This is a genomic window from Reichenbachiella agariperforans, assembly GCF_900142205.1.
GTDB classification, from domain to species: domain Bacteria; phylum Bacteroidota; class Bacteroidia; order Cytophagales; family Cyclobacteriaceae; genus Reichenbachiella; species Reichenbachiella agariperforans.
Genome location: NZ_FRAA01000006.1, coordinates 155,671 through 177,005, shown reverse-complemented (window position 1 = coordinate 177,005; position 21,335 = coordinate 155,671). Strand labels below are relative to the sequence as shown.

At 43.9% G+C, this 21,335-nt stretch carries 12 protein-coding genes; 3 read left to right on the top strand and 9 right to left on the bottom strand.

Annotated features, from left to right (window positions below):
• Position 1: 1 nt before the first annotated feature.
• The 5 genes from BUB99_RS15365 to BUB99_RS15345 form a co-directional block, all read right to left on the bottom strand.
• Entirely contained in the window at positions 2–1,270 is a 1,269-nt protein-coding gene (locus BUB99_RS15365; RefSeq protein WP_073123879.1) for a M16 family metallopeptidase, read from the bottom strand.
• Positions 1,270–2,487, bottom strand: a complete 1,218-nt coding sequence (porV, locus tag BUB99_RS15360; RefSeq protein ID WP_073123876.1) for a type IX secretion system outer membrane channel protein PorV — start codon at positions 2,485–2,487, stop codon at positions 1,270–1,272. The genes BUB99_RS15365 and porV overlap by 1 nt, the downstream gene beginning before the upstream one ends.
• Positions 2,488–2,501: 14 nt before the next feature.
• Positions 2,502–5,828 (bottom strand): type IX secretion system sortase PorU, encoded by a 3,327-nt coding sequence (gene porU / locus BUB99_RS15355; protein WP_073123873.1) that lies wholly within the window; start codon positions 5,826–5,828, stop codon positions 2,502–2,504.
• A 92-nt stretch (positions 5,829–5,920) separates the two neighbouring features.
• Positions 5,921–6,616, bottom strand: a complete 696-nt coding sequence (gene pssA / locus BUB99_RS15350) for a CDP-diacylglycerol--serine O-phosphatidyltransferase (protein ID WP_073123870.1) — start codon at positions 6,614–6,616, stop codon at positions 5,921–5,923.
• Positions 6,613–7,260, bottom strand: a complete 648-nt coding sequence (locus BUB99_RS15345; RefSeq protein ID WP_073123866.1) for an MBL fold metallo-hydrolase — start codon at positions 7,258–7,260, stop codon at positions 6,613–6,615. Before BUB99_RS15345 ends, pssA begins: the two co-directional genes overlap by 4 nt.
• Before the next feature lie 62 nt (positions 7,261–7,322).
• Here BUB99_RS15345 and BUB99_RS15340 point away from each other — a divergent pair, with 62 nt between their 5' ends.
• Genes BUB99_RS15340 through BUB99_RS15330 form a run of 3 tightly spaced genes read left to right on the top strand, consistent with a single transcriptional unit; the run spans position 7,323 to position 12,567 of the window.
• On the top strand, positions 7,323–8,381 hold the full coding sequence (locus tag BUB99_RS15340) for an NAD(P)/FAD-dependent oxidoreductase (protein WP_073123862.1): 1,059 nt from the start codon (positions 7,323–7,325) through the stop codon (positions 8,379–8,381).
• Positions 8,382–8,397: 16 nt separating this feature from the next.
• Positions 8,398–11,640 carry a TolB-like translocation protein gene (locus BUB99_RS15335; protein WP_073123860.1) on the top strand — a complete coding sequence of 1,081 codons (3,243 nt, stop codon included), beginning with the start codon at positions 8,398–8,400 and terminating at the stop codon, positions 11,638–11,640.
• Positions 11,641–11,691: 51 nt separating this feature from the next.
• On the top strand, positions 11,692–12,567 hold the full coding sequence (locus tag BUB99_RS15330) for a YicC/YloC family endoribonuclease (RefSeq protein ID WP_073123858.1): 876 nt from the start codon (positions 11,692–11,694) through the stop codon (positions 12,565–12,567).
• Between the two features lie 84 nt (positions 12,568–12,651).
• Here BUB99_RS15330 and BUB99_RS15325 read toward each other — a convergent pair whose 3' ends face one another.
• The 4 genes from BUB99_RS15325 to sov form a co-directional block, all read right to left on the bottom strand.
• Positions 12,652–13,326: an energy transducer TonB gene (locus tag BUB99_RS15325; protein ID WP_073123857.1), complete on the bottom strand. Its 675-nt coding sequence runs from the start codon at positions 13,324–13,326 to the stop codon at positions 12,652–12,654.
• A gap of 82 nt (positions 13,327–13,408) precedes the next feature.
• Complete coding sequence (locus BUB99_RS15320) at positions 13,409–13,708, bottom strand: VanZ family protein (protein ID WP_158584276.1); 300 nt, start codon at positions 13,706–13,708, stop codon at positions 13,409–13,411.
• Positions 13,709–13,777: 69 nt separating this feature from the next.
• Entirely contained in the window at positions 13,778–14,158 is a 381-nt protein-coding gene (gene gcvH / locus BUB99_RS15315) for a glycine cleavage system protein GcvH (RefSeq protein WP_073123853.1), read from the bottom strand.
• Between the two features lie 108 nt (positions 14,159–14,266).
• Entirely contained in the window at positions 14,267–21,265 is a 6,999-nt protein-coding gene (gene sov, locus BUB99_RS15310) for a T9SS outer membrane translocon Sov/SprA (protein WP_073123851.1), read from the bottom strand.
• Positions 21,266–21,335: the final 70 nt, after the last annotated feature.

The window sequence follows — 21,335 nt, the reverse complement described above, 5'->3', positions numbered from 1 at the left end:
ATTATTTTTTCAACCCAACAATGGCAGTATATACCTTGTCCATGTCAAAGTAACGCCCCACTGCTGCCCGAATATCCTCTGACTGGATAGCTTTCAAGGCCTCAAAGTAAGATTCGTAGTAATCATACCCAAGTCCAAAATCACTCACCTTTTGAAACATCTTCATCAACTGGAACGGGGTATTGATCCCTGCTAGAAAAGTACCTGCGAGATAGTTGCTTACTGCTTCGATCTCCTCATCACTTACCCCATGTTGCTGTAGTGCATCGATTTCCTTTTTGATTTCGTCTAAGGTATCCTGCGCATGTTCTGCTTTCACATCCGTAGAAATCACCCCGAAAGAACCATGATCTAAATGAATGGGGTAGGAACTGATCCCATAGGTATAACCTTTTTCTTCACGAATATTTTTCATCAGGCGAGACCCAAAATAGCCCCCCAAAAAGGTGTTAGCCAGCAGATAATCAAAGTAGCCCTCCGTCCCTTTGTTTGGGATATCCCACGCTAGGCGAATAGAAGTCTGTAAGCTATCTGGGCGCTCGACATAGCAGTCATGCTGCGTGCTTTTTCGTTCATATCGCAGCTCGCCTCGATCTAAGGTTTTGATATTGGAGAAATTAGCTTTTACAGCAGCCAACATCGACGAATCGATCTGACCTGATAGGTAAATACGCGGCTGATTAAACAAATAGTTCTCGTAGTAGTCCACTACATCCTCCCTCGTCAAAGCATCGATCTGCTCCATCTGCAATGCACGACCATAAGGATAATCCAGCCCATAAAGAACCTCACGCATCTTTTTAGAAGCGTACATGTCATTCTTTTGATCGTTGAGTCGGAGTTGATCTTTCCTCAGAGATTTCAATCTATCGATAGATTCCTGAGGGAATACTGATTCGTACAGCACCTCCATCAACAGCGCGACCACTTCGTCAAAGGTTTTGGTGACTCCAAAAACTGCAATAGAAATATCGTCAAAGCCAGCTGACACCTCGATAAAAGCACCTAACCGATCAAAAGACGAAGAAATATCTCGGCCTGACCGTGTCTTAGTGCCCTCCAGCAACATCTTAGCAGTGAGCCAAGAGATCGCCTGCTTGGGCTCATACCAAATCCCTGCGAGTACCTGCAGCTCCAGTTTGAAAACGGGTTGCAGACCTGCATTGATGGTAAATAATGGAATGTTGTTTTTTAAACGCGACTCTTCCGCTTCTTGTATCGGAGAGTAGCGTATTTCGCCCGCTTGTGGGGCTATTGATCGATCGAGCATTAATTGAGATCCTCTTTGCTATCTTCTTTGTCAAAATTGAACAACAGCGAGAATCTAATCGTCTCTGCCAATGGGTGATCTTGCTTACCTGGAATCAAATAAGAGAAATCTATCCCAAATTTCTGATACCTAAAGCCAACACCCAATGTAAAATATTTTCGTCCTCCCTTGGCATCATTCTCATAGAAATAGCCCGTACGTGCCGCGAACAGCTCTTTGTACCAATACTCCGCCCCGAAAGAGATCATGATCTCCTGCATCTCTTCCTCAAAGGTAGGCTCAGGTGCATCTGAGAAAGAACCAAACATCCCGCTAATCAAGTTTCTATTCGGATCTTTACCACTTTTTAATTTTCGGGTACCATCAGCATTATATACAGGATCACCATCCTCATCAAATTCATATACAGGAGGAGTAGGTACCAGTAGTTTGTTGAAATCTACGGCAAAAGTCAGGCTATTGAATGGGTCTAACTCTAGCTTCAGAGCTGTACCAAGTCTTAGATTGATTGGGATAAAATCTTTGAACTCATCGGTACTGTAGGTTACTTTCTGGCCAATGTTAGACACATGCGCTCCCAGTGCCCAGTTGGCATTGGTACTCCCGAGGTGAATGTCCTTGTTGTAGTAGGTCCCGATATCTACAGCCACACTCGATCCTTTTTGACTCACTCCTGAGATACTACCGATAAGGTTGGACCAGATATATCTAGCTGTCACTCCGATACCTAGATTTTCACTCAATTTTCTAGAGTAAGTAGCATCTACCGCGCCTTCTCGTGGGTTATCTACTCCGAGCGGTTCGCCGAACTCCCCAGTCAGCTGAATACTCCCCAGGTCAAAGTATCTCATAGACACAGCGACTGCTTGTACACGATCTATCTTGTAGTAACCCGAGAGATAGTACAGCGCCATGTCGTTGGTAATAGTCGCCAGCCATGGAGAATAGGAGATTGATGCACCGAATTTTCTATCTACAAATGCTAGTTTACCGTTGTTCCAGTGCACGCTATTGGCATCTGCACTCGTCGCTACGCCTACATCTCCCATACCAGAGGCACGAGAGTCAGGAGCAAACCCGATAAATGGCACTGCAGTCGTGATCACTCTGCGCGTAGTATCCTGCCCATTGACTACACCAGACTGTGCAAATAGTTGGAACTGCATAGCCATCAGCCCTACCAGCATTATTACTCCATTAATCTTAATATTTTTCATTCCAGTTGAGGTTATTACAAAACAATGATCTTGTTGTAGACCTGCGATTTAGCACCATCTACATTGCTTTGCACTACTAATTTATAAATATAGATTCCTTTTTTCACTTTATTCCCATTGGCATCACTGCCATCCCATTCAATGTCCTCGACCAAAGTAGGTGCTTCTCGCACCTCATAGTCTATCCTCAATACCTGCTGGCCTTGCAAATTGGTGATGGACAGGGATATATCCAAATCTTCCCCCAATCTATCGTGCAAAAAGCTGAATGTTGTTTGATCCTGCATCGGGTTTGGAAAATTTTTAACCTCCGATAATAAAATTTTTAACTCATCAGAAACTTGAAAAGTCACAGTGCTTTCTGATTTGTTATTTTGATTATCATAAGCCACTAGCCTGAGGCTATGTTTGCCATCACTGAGGTTGTTCATCGGATACAAAACCCAGCCTTCTTGGTAAGTATCTAGACTACTTGTATAATAAGCGTTGAGGTTTACTCCTTCCTCATCGTCCAGGTACATCATAATATTGGCATCAGCCCCTAGTCGAGAAGTATTGATCCCACTGATGTCTTGGAGACGCGCCAATAGTATCGTATTCTCACCAACTTGGTCACCAGTTTTAAATCCCGTGTCTCCCATATACAAGTGCATAACAGGGGCGCCTTGATCAACTATCGGGTCGGTCGCAATTCCTCCTACTATGACTTCACTATAATAGCCATGAGCATCGGTAGCGCGCAATGAGTCCTGCGCATAAAAACTGACTTTCCCTTCCCCGAAATCATAATCGATATTTTTAGAGACAATGGTTTCGATCGTAAAAGTTCCATTCGTCACCGTGGCATCTCCTTGGAACAAAATCACATCCCTATCCTGATAGGTCGCAGGGTCTCCTTCGTCTCCCAACGTGGTAAACGGTGCAGGTTTATCGAACAAAGTCACCGTCACTTTCCCTTCAAAAAACTCGTCTCGGTCACCGGTAGCAGTCATTATCTGACCTGACAGGGTGTAATTGCCTAGTGCTTTCAGGCTATCTAGGTCATCCAATGCCTGACCGTTGATATGAGTGAGTTCCACTGCTGACTCTGGGAAGGCCAAACGCATGCTCGCATCGCCTAGTAAACCATAGTTTCTATTGCCAAACCCGACCAAGCTGTTGTTTTTAGTTTCCTTCATCAGGTCTCCCAATCGTTTGAAATACTGCCCATCTTTCTGGCTCAGTGCTTCATAGAAAGCCTTATTTATCTCGTAATTGGTATCCGCATATACATCTCTTGTCGAAGTTAGCATCGCAATCGCCCCACCCTCTGGAGCTAAAAGAATTTGCTCTCCACCAGACACAACTTCTGGGTTGTCATAGTTACCAAAAGCACAAGTAGCAGTGACGACAAAGGGCAGTAAATGTCGGTTGTTTAATTTTTCAACCATGTCCACTGTAAATACCTGCTCTGTAGCCAGTACCCGTTCATTGCCATGGCCTACATAGTTCAGTATCAGCGACCCCTTGGTCAAAGCCTCTAGAAACGCATCGCTAGCCCGTGGCGAACGCTGATCCAGCTCCCCCATCGCTCCAACCTGCTCATAACTGTCCAGAAAAATTCGTCGAATATTGAACTCTCGCCGTGATGTGTCGACCAATGTTGCTAAACGGTCTGCATCTCGCTGATGTCGTTTACCATCTTCATCATCCGCAAAAAACACCACTTTGTTTTTCCAATTGCCATACATAAATCGGCTGGTTTCATAGCGTATCACCTTATCTACATATTGCGCTAGCTCCGTCGGCGTACGGACAGGGACACGGCCGATACCGAGCTCGAGGGTATGATCTCCTGCTGAGGTTTCGATCCATTCACCTTCATCATCCTCCATAAATCCCAAAAAATCATCCGACGAATAACTATACAAGGGGTGTACAGAGTTTCGTGCTTCATAGACAGGTACCCAATTGGTTTTATCTGATATTCTATCTTTGTAATCATACGAGCAGTCTCCCAGTAGTGTCACATACTTTAATGTGCCATAGCTATCGTACTGATGCTTGATGAAATCTCGTAAGGCAGTCAAATCTTGACGCCCTGACGAAAACTCATTGTAGATATCCCCTACCGTCACCACCTGCGTCGCTAGCCCATCGTGGGTTGCTCTGAAATCTGCCAAGCGCTGCGCCTGCTTCTCAAAAGAGCTATTCGTTATATAAAGTACTTCGGCCGAAGCTAGCCCATGTAAGTTTTGATTGGCCACTTCTCCTACCACAATCGGCTTCTCTATATGGGATTCGTCGAATGCCCAATACTGTACTCCTGCTACTGCCTCGAAGCGTAGACTCTCATTTTCTATTAACGCTTGTTGGACTTGTACAGCAGTGGGATCTGTAATATCCCAAACGTAGCGGTTGGTTTCACCTCCTGAGATTGCCAACACCTCGTTTTCAGGATAAATAGACATTACACCATGATCTAGGTTGAGCACATGTCGAGACACCAGATGACCGTAATCTATATAGCCCTTGGCATTGCCAGATGAGATTTCAAAACCAATAGTGAGATCCAATTTATCCTCCACATGACTGGCTATCTCGTAGCGTTCATATCTAATGTCCGCCTGTGTTTCATATTGATCACCAGACATAGGTGTCATATTGATCGTCCCCAATGTCTCCCCTCCTAGAGCACAATGAAAAGCTGACGGCACAACTGCTTCGGATACTACTCCTACATAGACTGTCAACGGGCTGCCAGTGACATACCCTGTCGGGTCATGTTTAATCGTGGTTTGAGGCACCCCATTCGAAAGCCGTTCTCCGAACCATTCTCGCCCAGAGGACAGAATGTTAACCAAATCTTCTTCGAAAATGGATGTTCTCCAATAATCAGTCGTGACCGTACCAGTCGTTGTTCCAACAGGTCGTGTTGCCATACGCTTGGCCGCTTGCTTTTTCTCTGTGACGAAGTAAAAAGAACTATCACTATAAATGTTTTTTTCGAAAAGAAAATCTCTAGTTACAGGATCAAAATCAACCCTATGTGGTGATTTGCCATAAAACAACAAATAGTCGTCCTTGTCAAAACTACCATCCTCTAACCCTACAGCCATCGTAGCATTTTCGATTAGATCTACTGGTCTATCCGCACTGTTGGCTTGTGGCAGAATACCATTCACGGCATTGCCATAGACTGTTAGGTTGGCTGGATTGATTGATGATCGATCGATACCTAGTTTTTTGAGGACATTCGCATCTATTCGATACGCTCCGTCTTGCATGATGGCAATTTTGTACCAATCGCCCGCTCGCAATACAGACTGAGTCTGGCCTACAGCCATATATGCGCCTCCCATAGTCAGGAGATAAAAAGAGATATGAAGAAGACGTTTAATCAAGTTTTGGATCTAAAAAAAACAGAACAGAATAATCAACAAATGATTGTAAATCAGTGCCCTTCGGGCGCAGCTGCATTGACAAAAATAGACCCAATGAAGTAAAATACAATCACAAAAGGTAAAGCCATCACCTGAAATGTCGCTAAACCCACCAGAGAAAGACCAAGAATTAAATATCGTGCTTCATTGCCCTTCCAGCCAAAATGCTTGAATTTCAACGCCAAGAGTTTCACGTCTGTAACCAGCAAACTCGCCATGACGATACTAATCACTACCAAAACCCAAGGATTAGATAAAGTACTCTGGAACACTTCTGCACTTGCTAAAAAAGGCAAAGCACACAAAAACAAAGCGTTGGCAGGAACAGGCAGGCCATGAAACGAATCGCTCTGTCGTTCGTCATTGTTAAACTTAGCCAGTCGCAGCGCAGAAAATGCTACAATAATTAATGCAGCATAAGGCAAATAATCCTGCTCTGCATTCTCCTCTATCATCTTGAACATCACAAAGGCTGGCACCACCCCAAAAGACACCATGTCTGCCAAAGAATCCAAGTCTTTTCCGATATTAGAAGTCGCCTTGAGCAACCTCGCCGCAAACCCATCAAAAAAATCTGCTACACCCGATAGAAACACATAGTAGATTGCACGATCATAGTGTCCATCAAATATTTCGATCAAGGCCAGACAGCCAAAGATGAGATTGAGACAGGTCAGGAAGTTGGGAACGAAATTTCTTAGTCTCATTTCTTCACCGCACAAAATGGATTACTCGCCTTCTCCTTACCGATCGTTGTACTACCACCATGACCACAGTACACCACGGTCTCATCATCCAAAACAAAAAGTTTTTCATTGATGCTTTGAATCAGGGTATCAAAGTCCCCTCCTGGCAAATCAGTTCTGCCAATACTCCCATCGAACAACACATCGCCACCGATACAGATTTTTTGTTCCTTATTCACCAGTACGACGTGACCAGGTGCATGCCCTGGTGTGAAGAACACCTCAAAAGAAGAGGTGCCAAAGGTGACTACATCCCCCTCGTTCATCCATTGATCAGGCTCTGTTTTGGTATAATCCGAAAAGCCATAGGCCGGTGCATACACCTCGACGGATCTTAATGTAGCTTCGTCCTCAGGGTGTACGTATAGTTCCACACCGTATTTCTTTTTCACAAAAGCATTGCCCAGCACGTGATCTACATGACAGTGTGTATTGATCAGTTTGGTGACTTTGAGTCCTTCGTTCTCTATAAACTCCGTCAGTTCCTGCCTTTCAGTATCCTCATAGCACCCAGGATCTATGATCAAAGCTTCCTTGCTTTCATCGTATACGACGTAGGTGTTTTCATAAAATGGATTAAAAACGAAATTGTGTATCTGGATCATATTAATTAGGAATATATCTGCAAATTTGACCTAATATTGATCAATAGCAAAACACTTTAACATTGAAGGACTACCTCATCATCGGACATGGACTAGCAGGAGCTGTACTGGCGCATTCATTGACTGAAAAAAATCACTCGGTGATGGTAATTGATCAGCCAAATGAAAACCGCTCCTCTACTGTAGCGGCAGGACTTTACAACCCTATCACTGGTCGTCAAATGGTCAAAACCTGGCTAGCAGATGAGATTTTCAGTATGCTAGAGCCTTTCTATCGTAAGTTAGAACAACATCTCGATGCTATATTTCTACAGGCTATAGGAATCTATCGCCCCTTTGTCAATCAGGAGGAGCAAAACGACTGGGACATAAAACAGTCTGATGAAAAATTCAGTCCTTTTATTTCGTCCATCCGAAAAAAACATCATCCCGAGTATCAACTAGACGATCGATTCGGAGGCATCCAACTAAAACCTGCGGGTTTTTTACAGATTCCAAAACTACTTCAGAGCAGCAAAGAAAAGCTCCTTCATCAAGCAAGCTATCTGGAAGAAGAATATGACGAAACACGACTCGTCGTTGCTAGTAACCACGTCGAATACAACGGCGAGACCTATCGCAAACTTATCTATGCGAACGGAACACGGGCACTAAACACGAACCTTTTTGGGTGGGTACCGCTACGACCTGTTAAAGGAGAAATCCTCCGTGGCAAATTAGACAAGCCACTCAAGACCATCCTCAACCGTGGTGTTTTCATCCTACCCACAGATACGGGTCTCGTCCGCGTAGGCTCCAACTATCAACATCATTTTGAGGACATCCTTCCCAGCAACAAAGGTCAAGAAGAAATCACGCGAAAACTAGAAAGTCTCCTGCACGAACCCATCGAAATCGTAGATAGTGTAGCCGGGGTGCGTCCTGCGACAAAAGACCGTCGACCAATCATTGGAAAACACCCTGAATATGAACATATTTATCTTTTCAATGGTTTCGGATCTAAAGGCGTCTCTTTGATTCCGTTTTTCACTGATAAATTCTTAACTTATCTATCTGACGAAACCCCACTAATGGAAGAGGTCAATATCACTAGATACTACAAAGCGTACCCATCAAAATAATGAACTGTATCACTGCATGAAGAACCGATTAGTCATAGCATGTCTATTCCTCCTTGCTACCTCCAGTGCCATAGGGCAATACAAGCCTCAGACTTTTGGTCAAAACAGGGTGCAATACAAGGAGTTTGACTGGTACTACTATGGTACAGAAGAGTATGACGTCCACTTCTATAGTCAGGGCGAAGAGTATGCTGACGTCACAGTAGATTTTCTACAGGATGAGTTCGAGAAAATCACCGACATGATCGGGTATGCTCCTTTTTCTAAAAGTGAAATTTTCATCTACAACTCACACACAGACCTACTTCAAAGCAATATTGGCGTAGGGGCTGCTACCTTCTCTGTAGCCGGGGAAACCAAATTCGTCAAACTACAAGTGGAGATTGCTTATCCTGGCAATATGGTAGATTTCAAAAAAGAACTAAGATTCAAAGTCTCCAAGATGCTGCTCGAAGACATGATGTTCGGCGGGAGTCTCACAGAGATGTTCCAGAGCAACTACCTGCTCAATCTCCCCGAGTGGTTCATCGAAGGAGCCGTCAACTATATAGCCAAAGGATGGGACGTGACTATGGATGATTATGTAAGAGACTACCTCACGGATAAGAAAATTAAAAAATTCAACAAACTAGAAGGAGAAGAAGCAGCACTAATAGGCCAGTCAGTGTGGAACTTCATCGCTATCAAATATGGCAAAAGCAATCTAAGCAACATCCTCAACCTCACCCGTATCATCCGAAATACAGAACATAGTGTAGCCAGTACGCTAGGGATGTCTTTTCGACAGTTTATGTACGAATGGGCGGAGTACTACGGCGTACCTAACGAACAATTAGACGACAGTTATATCGCTCCTACAAAGGATGAAAAGCTCATTAATGTCACAGGAAAAATAACCAAACTCACTGGCCTGAAAATAAGCCCACAAGGCACTCAAATCGCTTACATACAGAACTACAAAGGCAAGTACAAAATCATCATTAGGAACATAGAAAAAGGAAAAGAACGTGTCGCACTCAAAGGGGGCTACCACTCGATCGACCAAGAGGTATCCTATAAACTACCCATCATAGACTGGATCAGCGAGTCACAACTCGGGATTGTCCAAAACAGCTACGGCAAAAATTTCCTTGTGACCTACGACATCCCCACACGGTCTAAGCAAAAAAAATCACTCGTCAGATTCAACCAAGTCAATGACATAGACTTTAACGAAAACGGAAAACTCGCCATCATCAGCGCAGACGTCAAAGGACAAACAGACCTCTACCTAATCAGTATGCGACGAAATGCCATTAAAAGGCTCACCAAGGACAGCTGGGATGATCTATATCCACAGTTTATTCCTGGCACAGATGCCTTTGTGTTTAGCTCCAACCGTACGACAGACACGCTCAATATCACTACACCAGACATCAATCACATGCCGAGCCTGCTCAACCTGTTCGCCTATGATCTAGACACGACTACCAATGTCCTCCATCGGATGACTAACACCATCAGCAATGAAACCTATCCGGTCCCTGTAGATAAAGATCACATCTACTTTTTGAGTGATCTAAAAGGGATCAATAACATCTACACTTATAGTTTTAGCGATAGCCTCTATCATCAAGTTTCTAATTTTCGCACCAGTCTCAAACAATATGACCTCAACCCCTACTCTGGGGATCTCGCTTTCCTCATGCTGCACGAGGGCAAGACCCGGCTCTATTACAATGAGGATTACAACCTAGACCAACGTCTGTTCACTCCTCCTACACTTCGTCATCAGGTTCAGCAAGTGGAGTACATCCGAAAAAAACGTGAAGAACGAGCCACCCAGGAACTACTCGAACAGAAAAAGCGCTCAGAAGAAGAAACAGCATTGCTCGACTCTATCCAACAGGCAGACACGACCCAGCTCTTAGTAGACGAAGGCTTCATAGATACAGACAACTACACCTTTGAGGATGAGGAAGTAGATAAGGATAGCCCAGACAATGACCAGCGTTTTTCCTTCCTATCTATCTACCAAAAAATCCAGAAAGAGCCTACAGTTACAGGCCCCCTACCATACGAAACCAGCTTTACGGCTGACAACCTTGTGACCTCATTCGTATTCGACCAGATGAGAGGCTTTGGCGTTTTGGTTGAGACACAAATGACCGATGCACTTGAAAACCACAAATTCAACGGTGGGTTTCTCGCTATCAGCGACTTCAAGAGTGGTGATTTCTTTGCGCAGTACGAATATCTCAAAAACACGATTGACCTCCGCGTCAGGTATGACCGAAACGTCATTATACAAAATGACTTTGACACACAACGTGATTTTACAGAACGCGAGCATCTCCAAAAATACCAAATGAACACCGTCGCTCTAGGTGCCGCCCTACCTGTATCCGTTTCTGCTCGTTTCGAAATAGATGGTTTCATGCGCTTTACCAACTACTATAACCTAAACAGAGATGTCATCGCGGGTACAGTTTCAGGTGCCATCGAAGATTCCAAGCATACCTATGCTGGCTTCAAGGCGGCATGGGTGTTTGACAATACCCTCGTCAATGGGCTCAATCTATTCGAAGGAATGCGTGGCAAAATATCATTCGAACACAATCAAGCATTGGATGACGCCAGCCGTAGCTTCAGTAATTTCAACATCGACATGCGACGATATCAAAAAATTCATCGTGAACTCGTACTCGCTACCCGCGTTTACTACGGAGCTTCCTTTGGCAATCGCCCAAAAACATATATGCTCGGCGGCATGGACAACTGGCTCTTCAACAAGAAAGACAATGAAGACCAGATCAACTCACCACTCTATTTTAGTAATTTCAAGGACAATACAGACATCTTATTTACGGAGTTCGTAAACCTCCGTGGCTTCAACTACAATCGTTTCAATGGCGAAAATGTCTTAGCAGCAAACGCAGAACTGAGGTTTCCAGTCATCAAATACTTCACCCGTGGCACCATCAAATCTAACTTCCTTCGCAATCTTCAGTTCATTGGATTCTATGACATAGGATCGGCTTGGACAGGGCTATCCCCCTTCAACGAAGACAATACTGTCGACACCAAAATTGTTAAAACCCCAGGATCTCCTTTTGAAGCCATCATCAAAACAAGTCGAAACCCATGGCTACAGAGCTATGGATTTGGTATGCGAACCGTATTACTTGGCTATTACTTACGTTTCGATGCAGCCCGACCTATAGAGGACTATCGCAGAGGGGAAATGAAATACTATCTCTCCATCGGGTATGATTTCTAAACGGACTGAAACTGTATTTTTTATAATCCGAATTATTCCTGACTTTTGCGCATGACAAAATCGATGACAGGTTATGGCAATGCCACGTTTGAAAATGATCAAATAGGCATTCAAGTAGAAATCAAAACGCTAAACTCTAAGTTCTTAGACATCAACAGCAAAGTTCCCAAGGAGATTTCGGCCATGGAAACTGACCTTCGAAAAATCATCTCTGACAGACTCATCCGAGGAAAAGTCAACTTTAGTGTAGAGTTCACTATCAAATCAGGTACTGATCAGGCTTTAAGAATCAATCCTGAGTTATTTCAGCACTACAAAAATCAGTTTGAACAAGTAACTGGCAATATGCAGCTAGCAGATGCTGATATCCTCAACAGTATTCTGAAAACGGGTGACGTATTCGAGCACCCTGCCAGCAAACGTGACCTAGTAGACAGAGCGACCATGGTTTCGCTCATCAATGAAGCACTCGACAAGTGTGATGCCTTTCGCGCACAAGAAGGTGCGTCCGTAGACACTGCACTCCGATCATTCGCACACAATATCACACAAAGTCTAGAAGCCATCAAAGTCAAAGACCCTGAGCGCATTCAGCACGTCAAAAACAGAATCAACGAGAGTCTAAAAGAACTAAATGCCGCAGACATGTCTGATCCAAACCGCTTTGAGCAAGAACTGATCTACTACATCGAAAAACTAGATATAGCTGAAGAAGTTGTCAGACTAGAAAACCACATGCGCTTCTTTAACACTACACTAGCAGAGACAGAATCTCAAGGCAAGAAGCTTGGTTTCATCAGTCAAGAAATGGGAAGAGAGATCAACACAATTGGCTCCAAAGCCAACAACGCTGACATCCAAAAACTAGTCGTAGAAATGAAAGACGAGCTAGAAAAAATAAAAGAGCAAGTACTCAATATCATCTAAGCAAGCACAAGGTTCATAAGACATAAAAAAAGCACTGAGGATATCCTCAGTGCTTTTTTTTATGTCTTTGGTATGAAACGAGACTTAGCTCAATTTGAATGTGATCGGTAAAATCATTCTTACCTTCACTGCTCTACCTCTTTGCTTTCCTGGCTTCCACTTAGGAGCACCCTGTAGTACTCTTACCGCTTCTTCATCACATCCAGCTCCAATACCTTTGATCGCTCTTACCTCTGTGATCGAGCCATCTTTGTCTACTACGAACTGAACAAACACTCTACCTTCTACACCCATTCTACGGGCTTGGTTAGGGTATTTCATAGATTTACCAACATACTTATAGAATGCTGCCATACCCCCTGGAGGTGCTGGCTGATCCTCTACAATGTCAAAAATCTCATCCGCAACTTCTTCTTCTGGCTCCTCCTCGAAAACGATATCTTCGATAACTGTCTCCTCAGTGATTTCCACGTCAAGTTCTACTTCGATTTCTTCCTCGATTTCCTCTTCATCTGGAACTTCTATAATCTTAGGAAGCTCAATCTTCGGTGGGGGTGGAGGTGGCTGCTCCGTAGGAGGAATCTCCATAATATCTTCAAAATCATCATCAATCTGTCCAAGATCTACCAACTCTCCTTCATCATAAAATTTCCACTCAAAAGCAGTAGTGATGAGCAATAAGCTGACAGCAAGACCGATGTTAAAAAACATACCAGCCTTTCTTTCAAGGGAGATTTTCGGGTTTTTCTTTAACTCCATGCTCCTTTATATTTATTTTCTCTTACTTCAGTAACCATTAGTAACTTCAAATATACTAAACTGAAATACAATTCCACATTTATTAATTTATTTTCCAATACTTTGTCAAACACACTCCGAGTAACCCTCCTGACATATCTGCCACAAAGTCCAAAACATCATCCTGACGCCCTTCTACATAACGCTGTAGCCACTCGGTACCTGCTGCCAAACATACGATCGCTACGACTGCCACAGACCACAACTTAACCGTAGACTGGCTTGCACCAAAAGCACGATAGCCCAGACTTCCCCAAACACAAAACAAAGTAAAATGAACCACCTTGTCCAAGTGTGGGATTTGACCCAAAAAACTTGGTTCGCCAGTGCTAGGCTTTAGCAATAAGAAAAGGATGGATAAAGTCCATCCTAAAAAAATATACTTATACAGGTTTTGACTAATAGCAACCAATTACTTCCCGATCAGCTCTTTGTACGCATCCGCTGACAACAACTCATTTGCCTCTGCCATGTCTGCTATTTTGATCTTGATCATCCAGCCATCCTCGTAGGCAGCAGAGTTGACCAACTCTGGTTCGCTTTCCAACTCTTCGTTGAACTCTAGCACCTCTCCTGACACAGGCATAAACAAGTCCGAAACCGTTTTGACTGCCTCTATCGTGCCAAAAAGCTCGCCTTTCTGGATGGTTTCGCCTTCGGTTTCGATCTCCACATAAACGATATCACCTAATTCGCCCTGAGCAAAATCCGTGATCCCTACAGTAGCCACATCGCCTTCTATACTCACCCATTCGTGATCAGCAGTATATTTCAAATGATCTGGAATATTCATTTTTGAATTGTTTTGTTGAATAATATTTTCGAGTCCAAAAATACGGTTTAATTCCAAAATAATGATCTCAGAAAAAGGATAATCGTTCGTGAAGAGATAGCTCCTAGCCTACTGCGCTAGACTGAAGCGTACCTGAACACCAAAAGCAGAAGACGACCGGTTGTAAGAACTAGAAATTTTTGGTTCGTTGATGTTCTTTTCATAGTACATCGTGATATTCAATTTTTGATTGGCTACATAGCTGAGGGTCGGTCTCACCTGATAGTTGATATTACCATCTGTAATCGTGCTCACATCTTCGACCTTGCGCTGAACAGTCTCTGTATCTCGTACAGTGAATCCCATCCTAAACTGCAACTGATTATCTACTGTAACTGTTCGTCCTTTAATTTTGAAAGGAAATTTCCATGTGTCACGTGTAACACCAATATCGAAAGACACATTACTGCTGCGCATCTCCGTAATCTGAGTATTGAAAAGATCGAATCGCAAATTACGCTCCCTCGCATAATCCACCTTAGCAGTGAACATCCCTTTGGTCCTGACACTAATTCCGATCAACGGAGAAAAACGCTCTACTACATCTACCTGACTAATAATATAAACGGGCACCAGGCTTCCATTGTCCTTAACTGTGGCTTTTGGGTAGTCCAAAATATCATTAGTTAGATCAAGCAAATCAACATCGTTATATTTCAACGAATTAGTATAATTGGAAATACTAAAACTAGAAGTATAAGCGTGCGTCAAATTGATCGAAGAAAATACTTCCTTGAGCCCTGGGAGTTTACTCAACCCTGCATAGTCCACTCGCCAGTTAGGCATAGGCGTTTTCGGAAATGGCAAAAGATTGATCTCTGAAGCATTCTGATCAGTATATGCCGCAATAAATGCGGGTATCAATACGTCCTGAGAAGTGGTGTCATATTCCTGACCCTGGGCTCTCCACCGATCCCAGATGATATCACGATTTTCCACGAACTGTTCAAAAATAGGAGATATATTGTCTCCATTGTCCTTGGTAAAACTCGTTTTGATCGGCAAGAAACTAACCGTGTAACTCCCAGATCGTAATGGGGTCTCTGAGACAAAAGTATTGACGGTCGTACTGTCCCATTTGTAATACTCTTCGTATTCCGCACGATTACTCCGCTTTGCATCGACCTGTATTCTAAAATCCTTGAAGGGCTCTATCGATGCGCGCATATTGATATCCTCGGTACGACTCTGTACAAAAGGCACGGTAAACAATCCGTTCTTCACGAGCCATTCTTCCTTGGCGGCACGTATCCTGATATTAGGATCCTGGCTACCCAATACAAAATCCCAACCTGGTGCTGCAAAATCTCTATCCATGCCAAACATATAAGGAGACGGCAACATACCTGGCAAAGAAGTCCCTTCTCGCAACCCATAGGTCACATTGATCGAACGTAGTGCCATCACCAGACGTAGAATCCCCTTAAATGCCCCTGCTCCTCCCGAAGCTTGAGCGGTATCATAGCGTGAAGTACGTGAGCGGCTCGGCGGCTTATTGATACTGCTGAGATATTTCGATTTGTTATATAATCTGGTAAAATCCATCTTCCCAGTCATATCCTGTGTGCGCTGATTCTCTACGACGTTACCATATTCCTCTACCTGATCGATATTGCCCCCTATCCATCCGAAATCAACCGAATAACGATAGTCCGCACTCATCCAGTCTGTCAATGGTAGCTTGTCCAGTGGCAGTCGGTAGTTCAAACTCAAACTCTGGTTATAATTCTTCATACGCCCTAGACGTTTAATATTCGCCATAATAGAATCACGTTTGGCCTGTGTATCTATATCTCCCTCTGGCTCATCTATAATCGCACGAGCAGTCGCATTGTAATTCAAGCTAAGGTTTTTGAACAAACTCCACCGCAGATTATAGGTACGGTCAAAACTGAATAACTTTTCATAATTTGCATCTATACCATCAGTAGTCAAGTCCACATTGCGCAATTGAGTCCTCTGAAATTGCCTATCCATAGACGCTCTGACCGAAAAACTATTCGGTAAGGGGGAGAAATTGATATCCTTGATCAACTGAAGGTAAGGACTAGAAAAAGCCTTCACATTCTTAAACGGCTCAATACTCGGTGATTTCATGGTGTAGTCATACGCAACACCTCCCGAATACTGTTTGTTTAACCTCTCGGCGGTATTGACATTGGATGACTTTTGTTCGGAGTAGGAATAATTGAAAGAGAAGTTCTCAATATCGTATATATGACTCTTCGCATCTGGCTTTACCTTTTCCTTACGCACATTGATAAAATTGATGCTCTTGTTGGTCGTCTGTGAGATGACTTTCTTTCGATACTCGTCCTTTTCTTCTTGTGTATCAAACTTGTCTAACGATGCTTCTAGCGGAATATCATCATCCAACGGATCGTACCGTGGGGTTTCTGTAGACTGTGACGTACTCACGAACATAGGCAGTTTGATCCCCGTCTCAGCAGGTATGAACTTGTCCAAGTTAACATTGGCAGACAGGTCATACTCAAAAGTCTCTGACCGGGTGCGCTCTGAAATTCGCTGCTGTATGCCTCCAAAGCCTACCGATGTATATCGTGTGGCAGCATTAATCGTCGCAAAATCCGCCAACTTCATATTCAATTGAGCATTAGCCGCCCACCCTTTTTCTGTATCGAAATCCGTTAATCTCATTTCATTGGCCCAGATACAAACGGACTTACTGTCCTTATCCTCAGTCGTCGGGTTTCTAATCCCGATCATCATGTCTGTCACGCCGCTTAGTTTGGGATTTCCGATGATGGTTATTTGATATTTCCCATTGAGTGAGGCGCGCGTATAGCGACTGTTGACGTCATAATTATCCGCATTTCTAGCGGACTTCACAGTATAAAGTTCATTGAGAGCCAAATCAATATTGTTTTCCTCCGGCCAAATGTCTTCAGCACTATATGATCCAAGTCCATCAGGAGTGATTTTGAGTGGCACCTCTATTTCATAATAGTTGTTGGTCTGATCAAAACCTAATCGAATAAAAGCGCTTACTTCGTCATCGAGAATCATTTCTCCCTCATTGGCCTCCGCATGAAAGAACATCTTTAGCGTACCGTAGTTGATCATATCTAGGTTCAGTGAGTTTTTATACGCTGCTCTAGCATCACCATCCTCTAGGTCATCTACACATAGTTTGAGCGACTGCTCATCTCTACGGATCGTCACAGCACTGGTATTGTCTAGATCACGCTTGATGCCTGGCGGTACCATATATGGGGGGGTATCTCCCGCTGGAGAGCTATTTTGTATAACGCCCACCACTGACAACTCAAAGTCAGACAGTACCGACTCTGGCAACTCTCCTAGTCCTGGTGCAGACAGATCCTGCGTGTACTGTCTCCACTGACTCGCTACCATCTGATATCTCGCCATCCGCATCACCACTGGGGTCGTCCATCCCGTCAAAGTCATCCTCATATATCGGAGAAATTGCAAATTCGGATCATTAACTGCAGTACCACTAGAGATCGGTATCCTAAAGAGGTACCACTCAGCATCCCCACTGATGTCAGTCACTTGGTCTACGACATACCCTCTTCCTGGCACCAAAGTGCTAGGGTTCACATCGATTTCATACTCAAAATAGGATTCCGTCTGATTAACATAATTATCTTGATTCAAATCTTCATTGTCTGGTATCGTAGTAGCAGACAGCCCTCCTGCATTGACAGGAGAGTTTCCTTCCAAACCATTGTACAGTTTGTATCGCTCTAGAATTTGAGCTCCTGCAGCATCATAGTCTGGGCTCAGATAATGCTTAAAATCATCCGCAGAGATATCCGACAAAATCTGATTGCCAGAGGCTCCTGACACATTGGTCTCTACATAGTTTCGAAAATCAGTGTAATGATTGAGTTCGCTATCACTGTTAAAACCATCTAAACCTACATCCTGATTGGTTCTAGCACTTCCCGAAGCATCAAAAAACTGTGTCAGGAATTGCTGTGTAGTAACACGTCCCCATTCATTGGTTTCAGTATTATCATCACTACCATTGGCTGATAGACCGTTTTCGAATGCATGCTTTTTGTCTTGCATGACGTCTTCTGACACGTCTCCCAACTGGAGAATTAGTTTTCCATTCGTGTCATTATTGACCACTGCATTGCCATTGCCATCTATCACTGGTGCCTGAAATGGATTCATCAACCAAAACTCTATATACTCAATATTGTTTTTTGTGAAATCAACGCTAGAAGGCACCGCTCTGGTAATACTCGCAAAGTTCTCCTGAGGGTCTTCCAAGCGACCATCCTGATCTAGCTTATTCGTGTTGTAATTATAAGGACCTCTTTCGCTCGGATAGTAAGCCAAATCAAAGGTTCTCAGCGGAGTATTCAACCCTGGTGTATTGGTGTCCTGCTGCTTAAAAATATCCTGCGGGTAAACTGGCTTGACATAGATGTTTTTCAAATCATCGTCTTCTATGTTTCCTGGTCGAGCATTGGTGTACAGGGTATTGTCAATGATATACCAGGCCAACCTTGCCCTACGAAACCCCTGGCCCAGCGAGCCTGACTCACCGAATCCAGATGGTGTTGCCCCTAGGCTCCATGCTTGGTTGCCCCCTCCTAGATTGAATGGAGTTGCAGCACTTTCAAAATCGTCTATATAGGAGGTGCTCTCACCATTGACTTGATTACTCGTCCCAGGTATCAGCTGCGCAAACTCCCCACTGAAGGTAATAGTAGAAGTCTCCTTGGTACTGATGAGTGGGATCGCATCTATAATCTTAGTCAACATTCGCGAGTCCTCCTGATAGTTCACATCAAAACCATATTTGGTGTTTTTGATCGGCTCATTACCCATACTATAGCGAGACACTCCTCCGGTGCGCTCACTTAGATGAAGTAAGGTCGCTCCCACGTTGATTTTGTCACTAAACTGATAATCGAGACGGGTACCTGTCAACCACTTAGATTGAAAACTAAACAAATCATCCACTTCGTAGGTGATATTGATCGTCTTACCCGAATTGAGCACCCCGTCATTGATGATGGTCACTTGACCAGAGCCCAGATAGCTCACCTCATAGTCCAATCCCTCTGTCAATAGTGTGCTCCCAGCCGTGACCCGTACCGAACCCTCGGCAATATTGAACCCATCCAGATTATAGACATTCTTGGCATTAGAAGAATAAGTACCGGTAAGGCGAAATTTATTTTTTGCCGACACCTGTTCCGCTAGTGTCTTGGTGCGATCATATAACTCGTGGTAGACATATTTGTCTTTCAGATTTTGCTCATTCGTAGTGAAGGCATTTTCCAGGGTCGTACCGAAAGGTTCTAATACTGGAAAAATAACATTGCCATAGTCTTCGTCAAAAGTGATCCCAGTGATGAAATCAAAATTACCATCTGGCTGATTGTCCCCATTCATGTTCAGTTGATCCAACTTCAGCACTTCGATCAGCGGGGTATTGTTCGTGTTTTGTCCTTCGTTCAGGTTAGGCGCATCATAGTTGTTTACATCATCTCGGTAATTAATCTTAAGATCAAACCCTTCTTGATTGATCCGTGACCCTCCCAGGTTATAGATGTTTTTCATCGCAAGATCCCAGATAGGGAGATCTGTGCTCGTGTTTTTAGCTGGAAGTAAAAGTTTCAACACGATGAGTTCTTCGTCTGGTCGGCCTTGGTAGTTCTCTGCCAACTCCCCCACCTGATGCGGCTCAGAACTACCACTATAGGTGTACTCATAAGACACTGCTAACACTTCTCCCTCTCTCAGTCTGCTGTTCAACGAGATATAACCAAACTTATCATTGATATGATACTCGGACTGATCTAGCCTACGCACACTGGGTCGCGCCTCAAAATCACGCCCCTCTACCATCTGAAACTGGCTACTTCCCAAATAGTCAGCTACGGTAGAGATGTCCCGGATTGCATTATCGTTAGAGATACTGTTGTAGATGTTGTTGGCTTCATTGTCATTGGGTGAGCTAGGAACAGGTACGATACCCGTAGAATTCCCGAAGCGAACTGGCTCCCCCAGATCTGCCAAAGCAATGATCCCACGTAAACCTGTCGTCTCAGTCTGCTGCTTGACCACATAGACTTCCACCCTCGACACCTTCACTCCTGACACGACCTGTGGCAGATTCCTCAACCAACGCTCGTAGTTGTCTCTAAAAAAGTGCCCTAAGAAAAAGTGACGGTACTGATCATAGTCCGAGGCACGGATGCTAAATGGAGTCCCCTCCGTTCCATTGCTAAAGGACTTGGTCTTGGCGCTACCTTGCTGCTGCGAAGCAAGTGCTGTCACAGACAACTTACCGAACTGCAACTGGGTTTTAACCCCAAACAGGCTTTGTCCTCCCGTCATGAGGGTATTTGCAACAGGCATACTTACATTTCCAATTTCTATTTTTTGGATGATCTCCTCTTCATAGCCTGTGTACTCGACTTTCATATTGTTCTGAAAATCGAAAGAGTTGTTGTTGTCAAAATTAGCCGTGACCGTTAGCTTCTCCCCTACATTTCCTTTGACATTCATGGAGATTTGCTGGTTGTAGTTGAATCCTCCCGTTCTCTGGTTTCGAACAGGGACGGCAGGATTCTCTACGGTCTGCCATCGTCCACCAAAATCCATATTGACGAAACCATTGGGTTGAATATCCACATAGTTGCCACCAAAAATTCGGTCAAACATCGGGCTAATGTAGATTTTGGGGATCAGTCGTCGACCACTCACGGCACTCTCTCCATCTAGTCCAGCCGATCGATCTTTCCAATACTGCTTTTTGATCTGTGCATCTTGATAAGCCTGAAACTGCTCAAAAGTCATCGTGGAACGTGGACGATAATTCAATGCACCTACACGCTCATATATCGTGTAGTTCATCCCCGTATCCATCTCTACTTCGATAGACATATTAGAGGGGTTGTCCAGCAACAATGGGGACTGGCTTTCCGTATTAGAGAAGGGATCTCCGTAGCGATCTTCTGCCCTAAAAGAAGGTCTAAAACTCGGCTCATACTCCTCTGCGTTTTGGGCACTATCCGTCTGATTCGGCATCTGCTGTTGGGCATATACCGATAGGCTCATTATCACACTAGTCAGGAGAAATGAGTAAAAGCGTACAAAGAATTTGACTCTGATCAAACTCGGAGTTTAC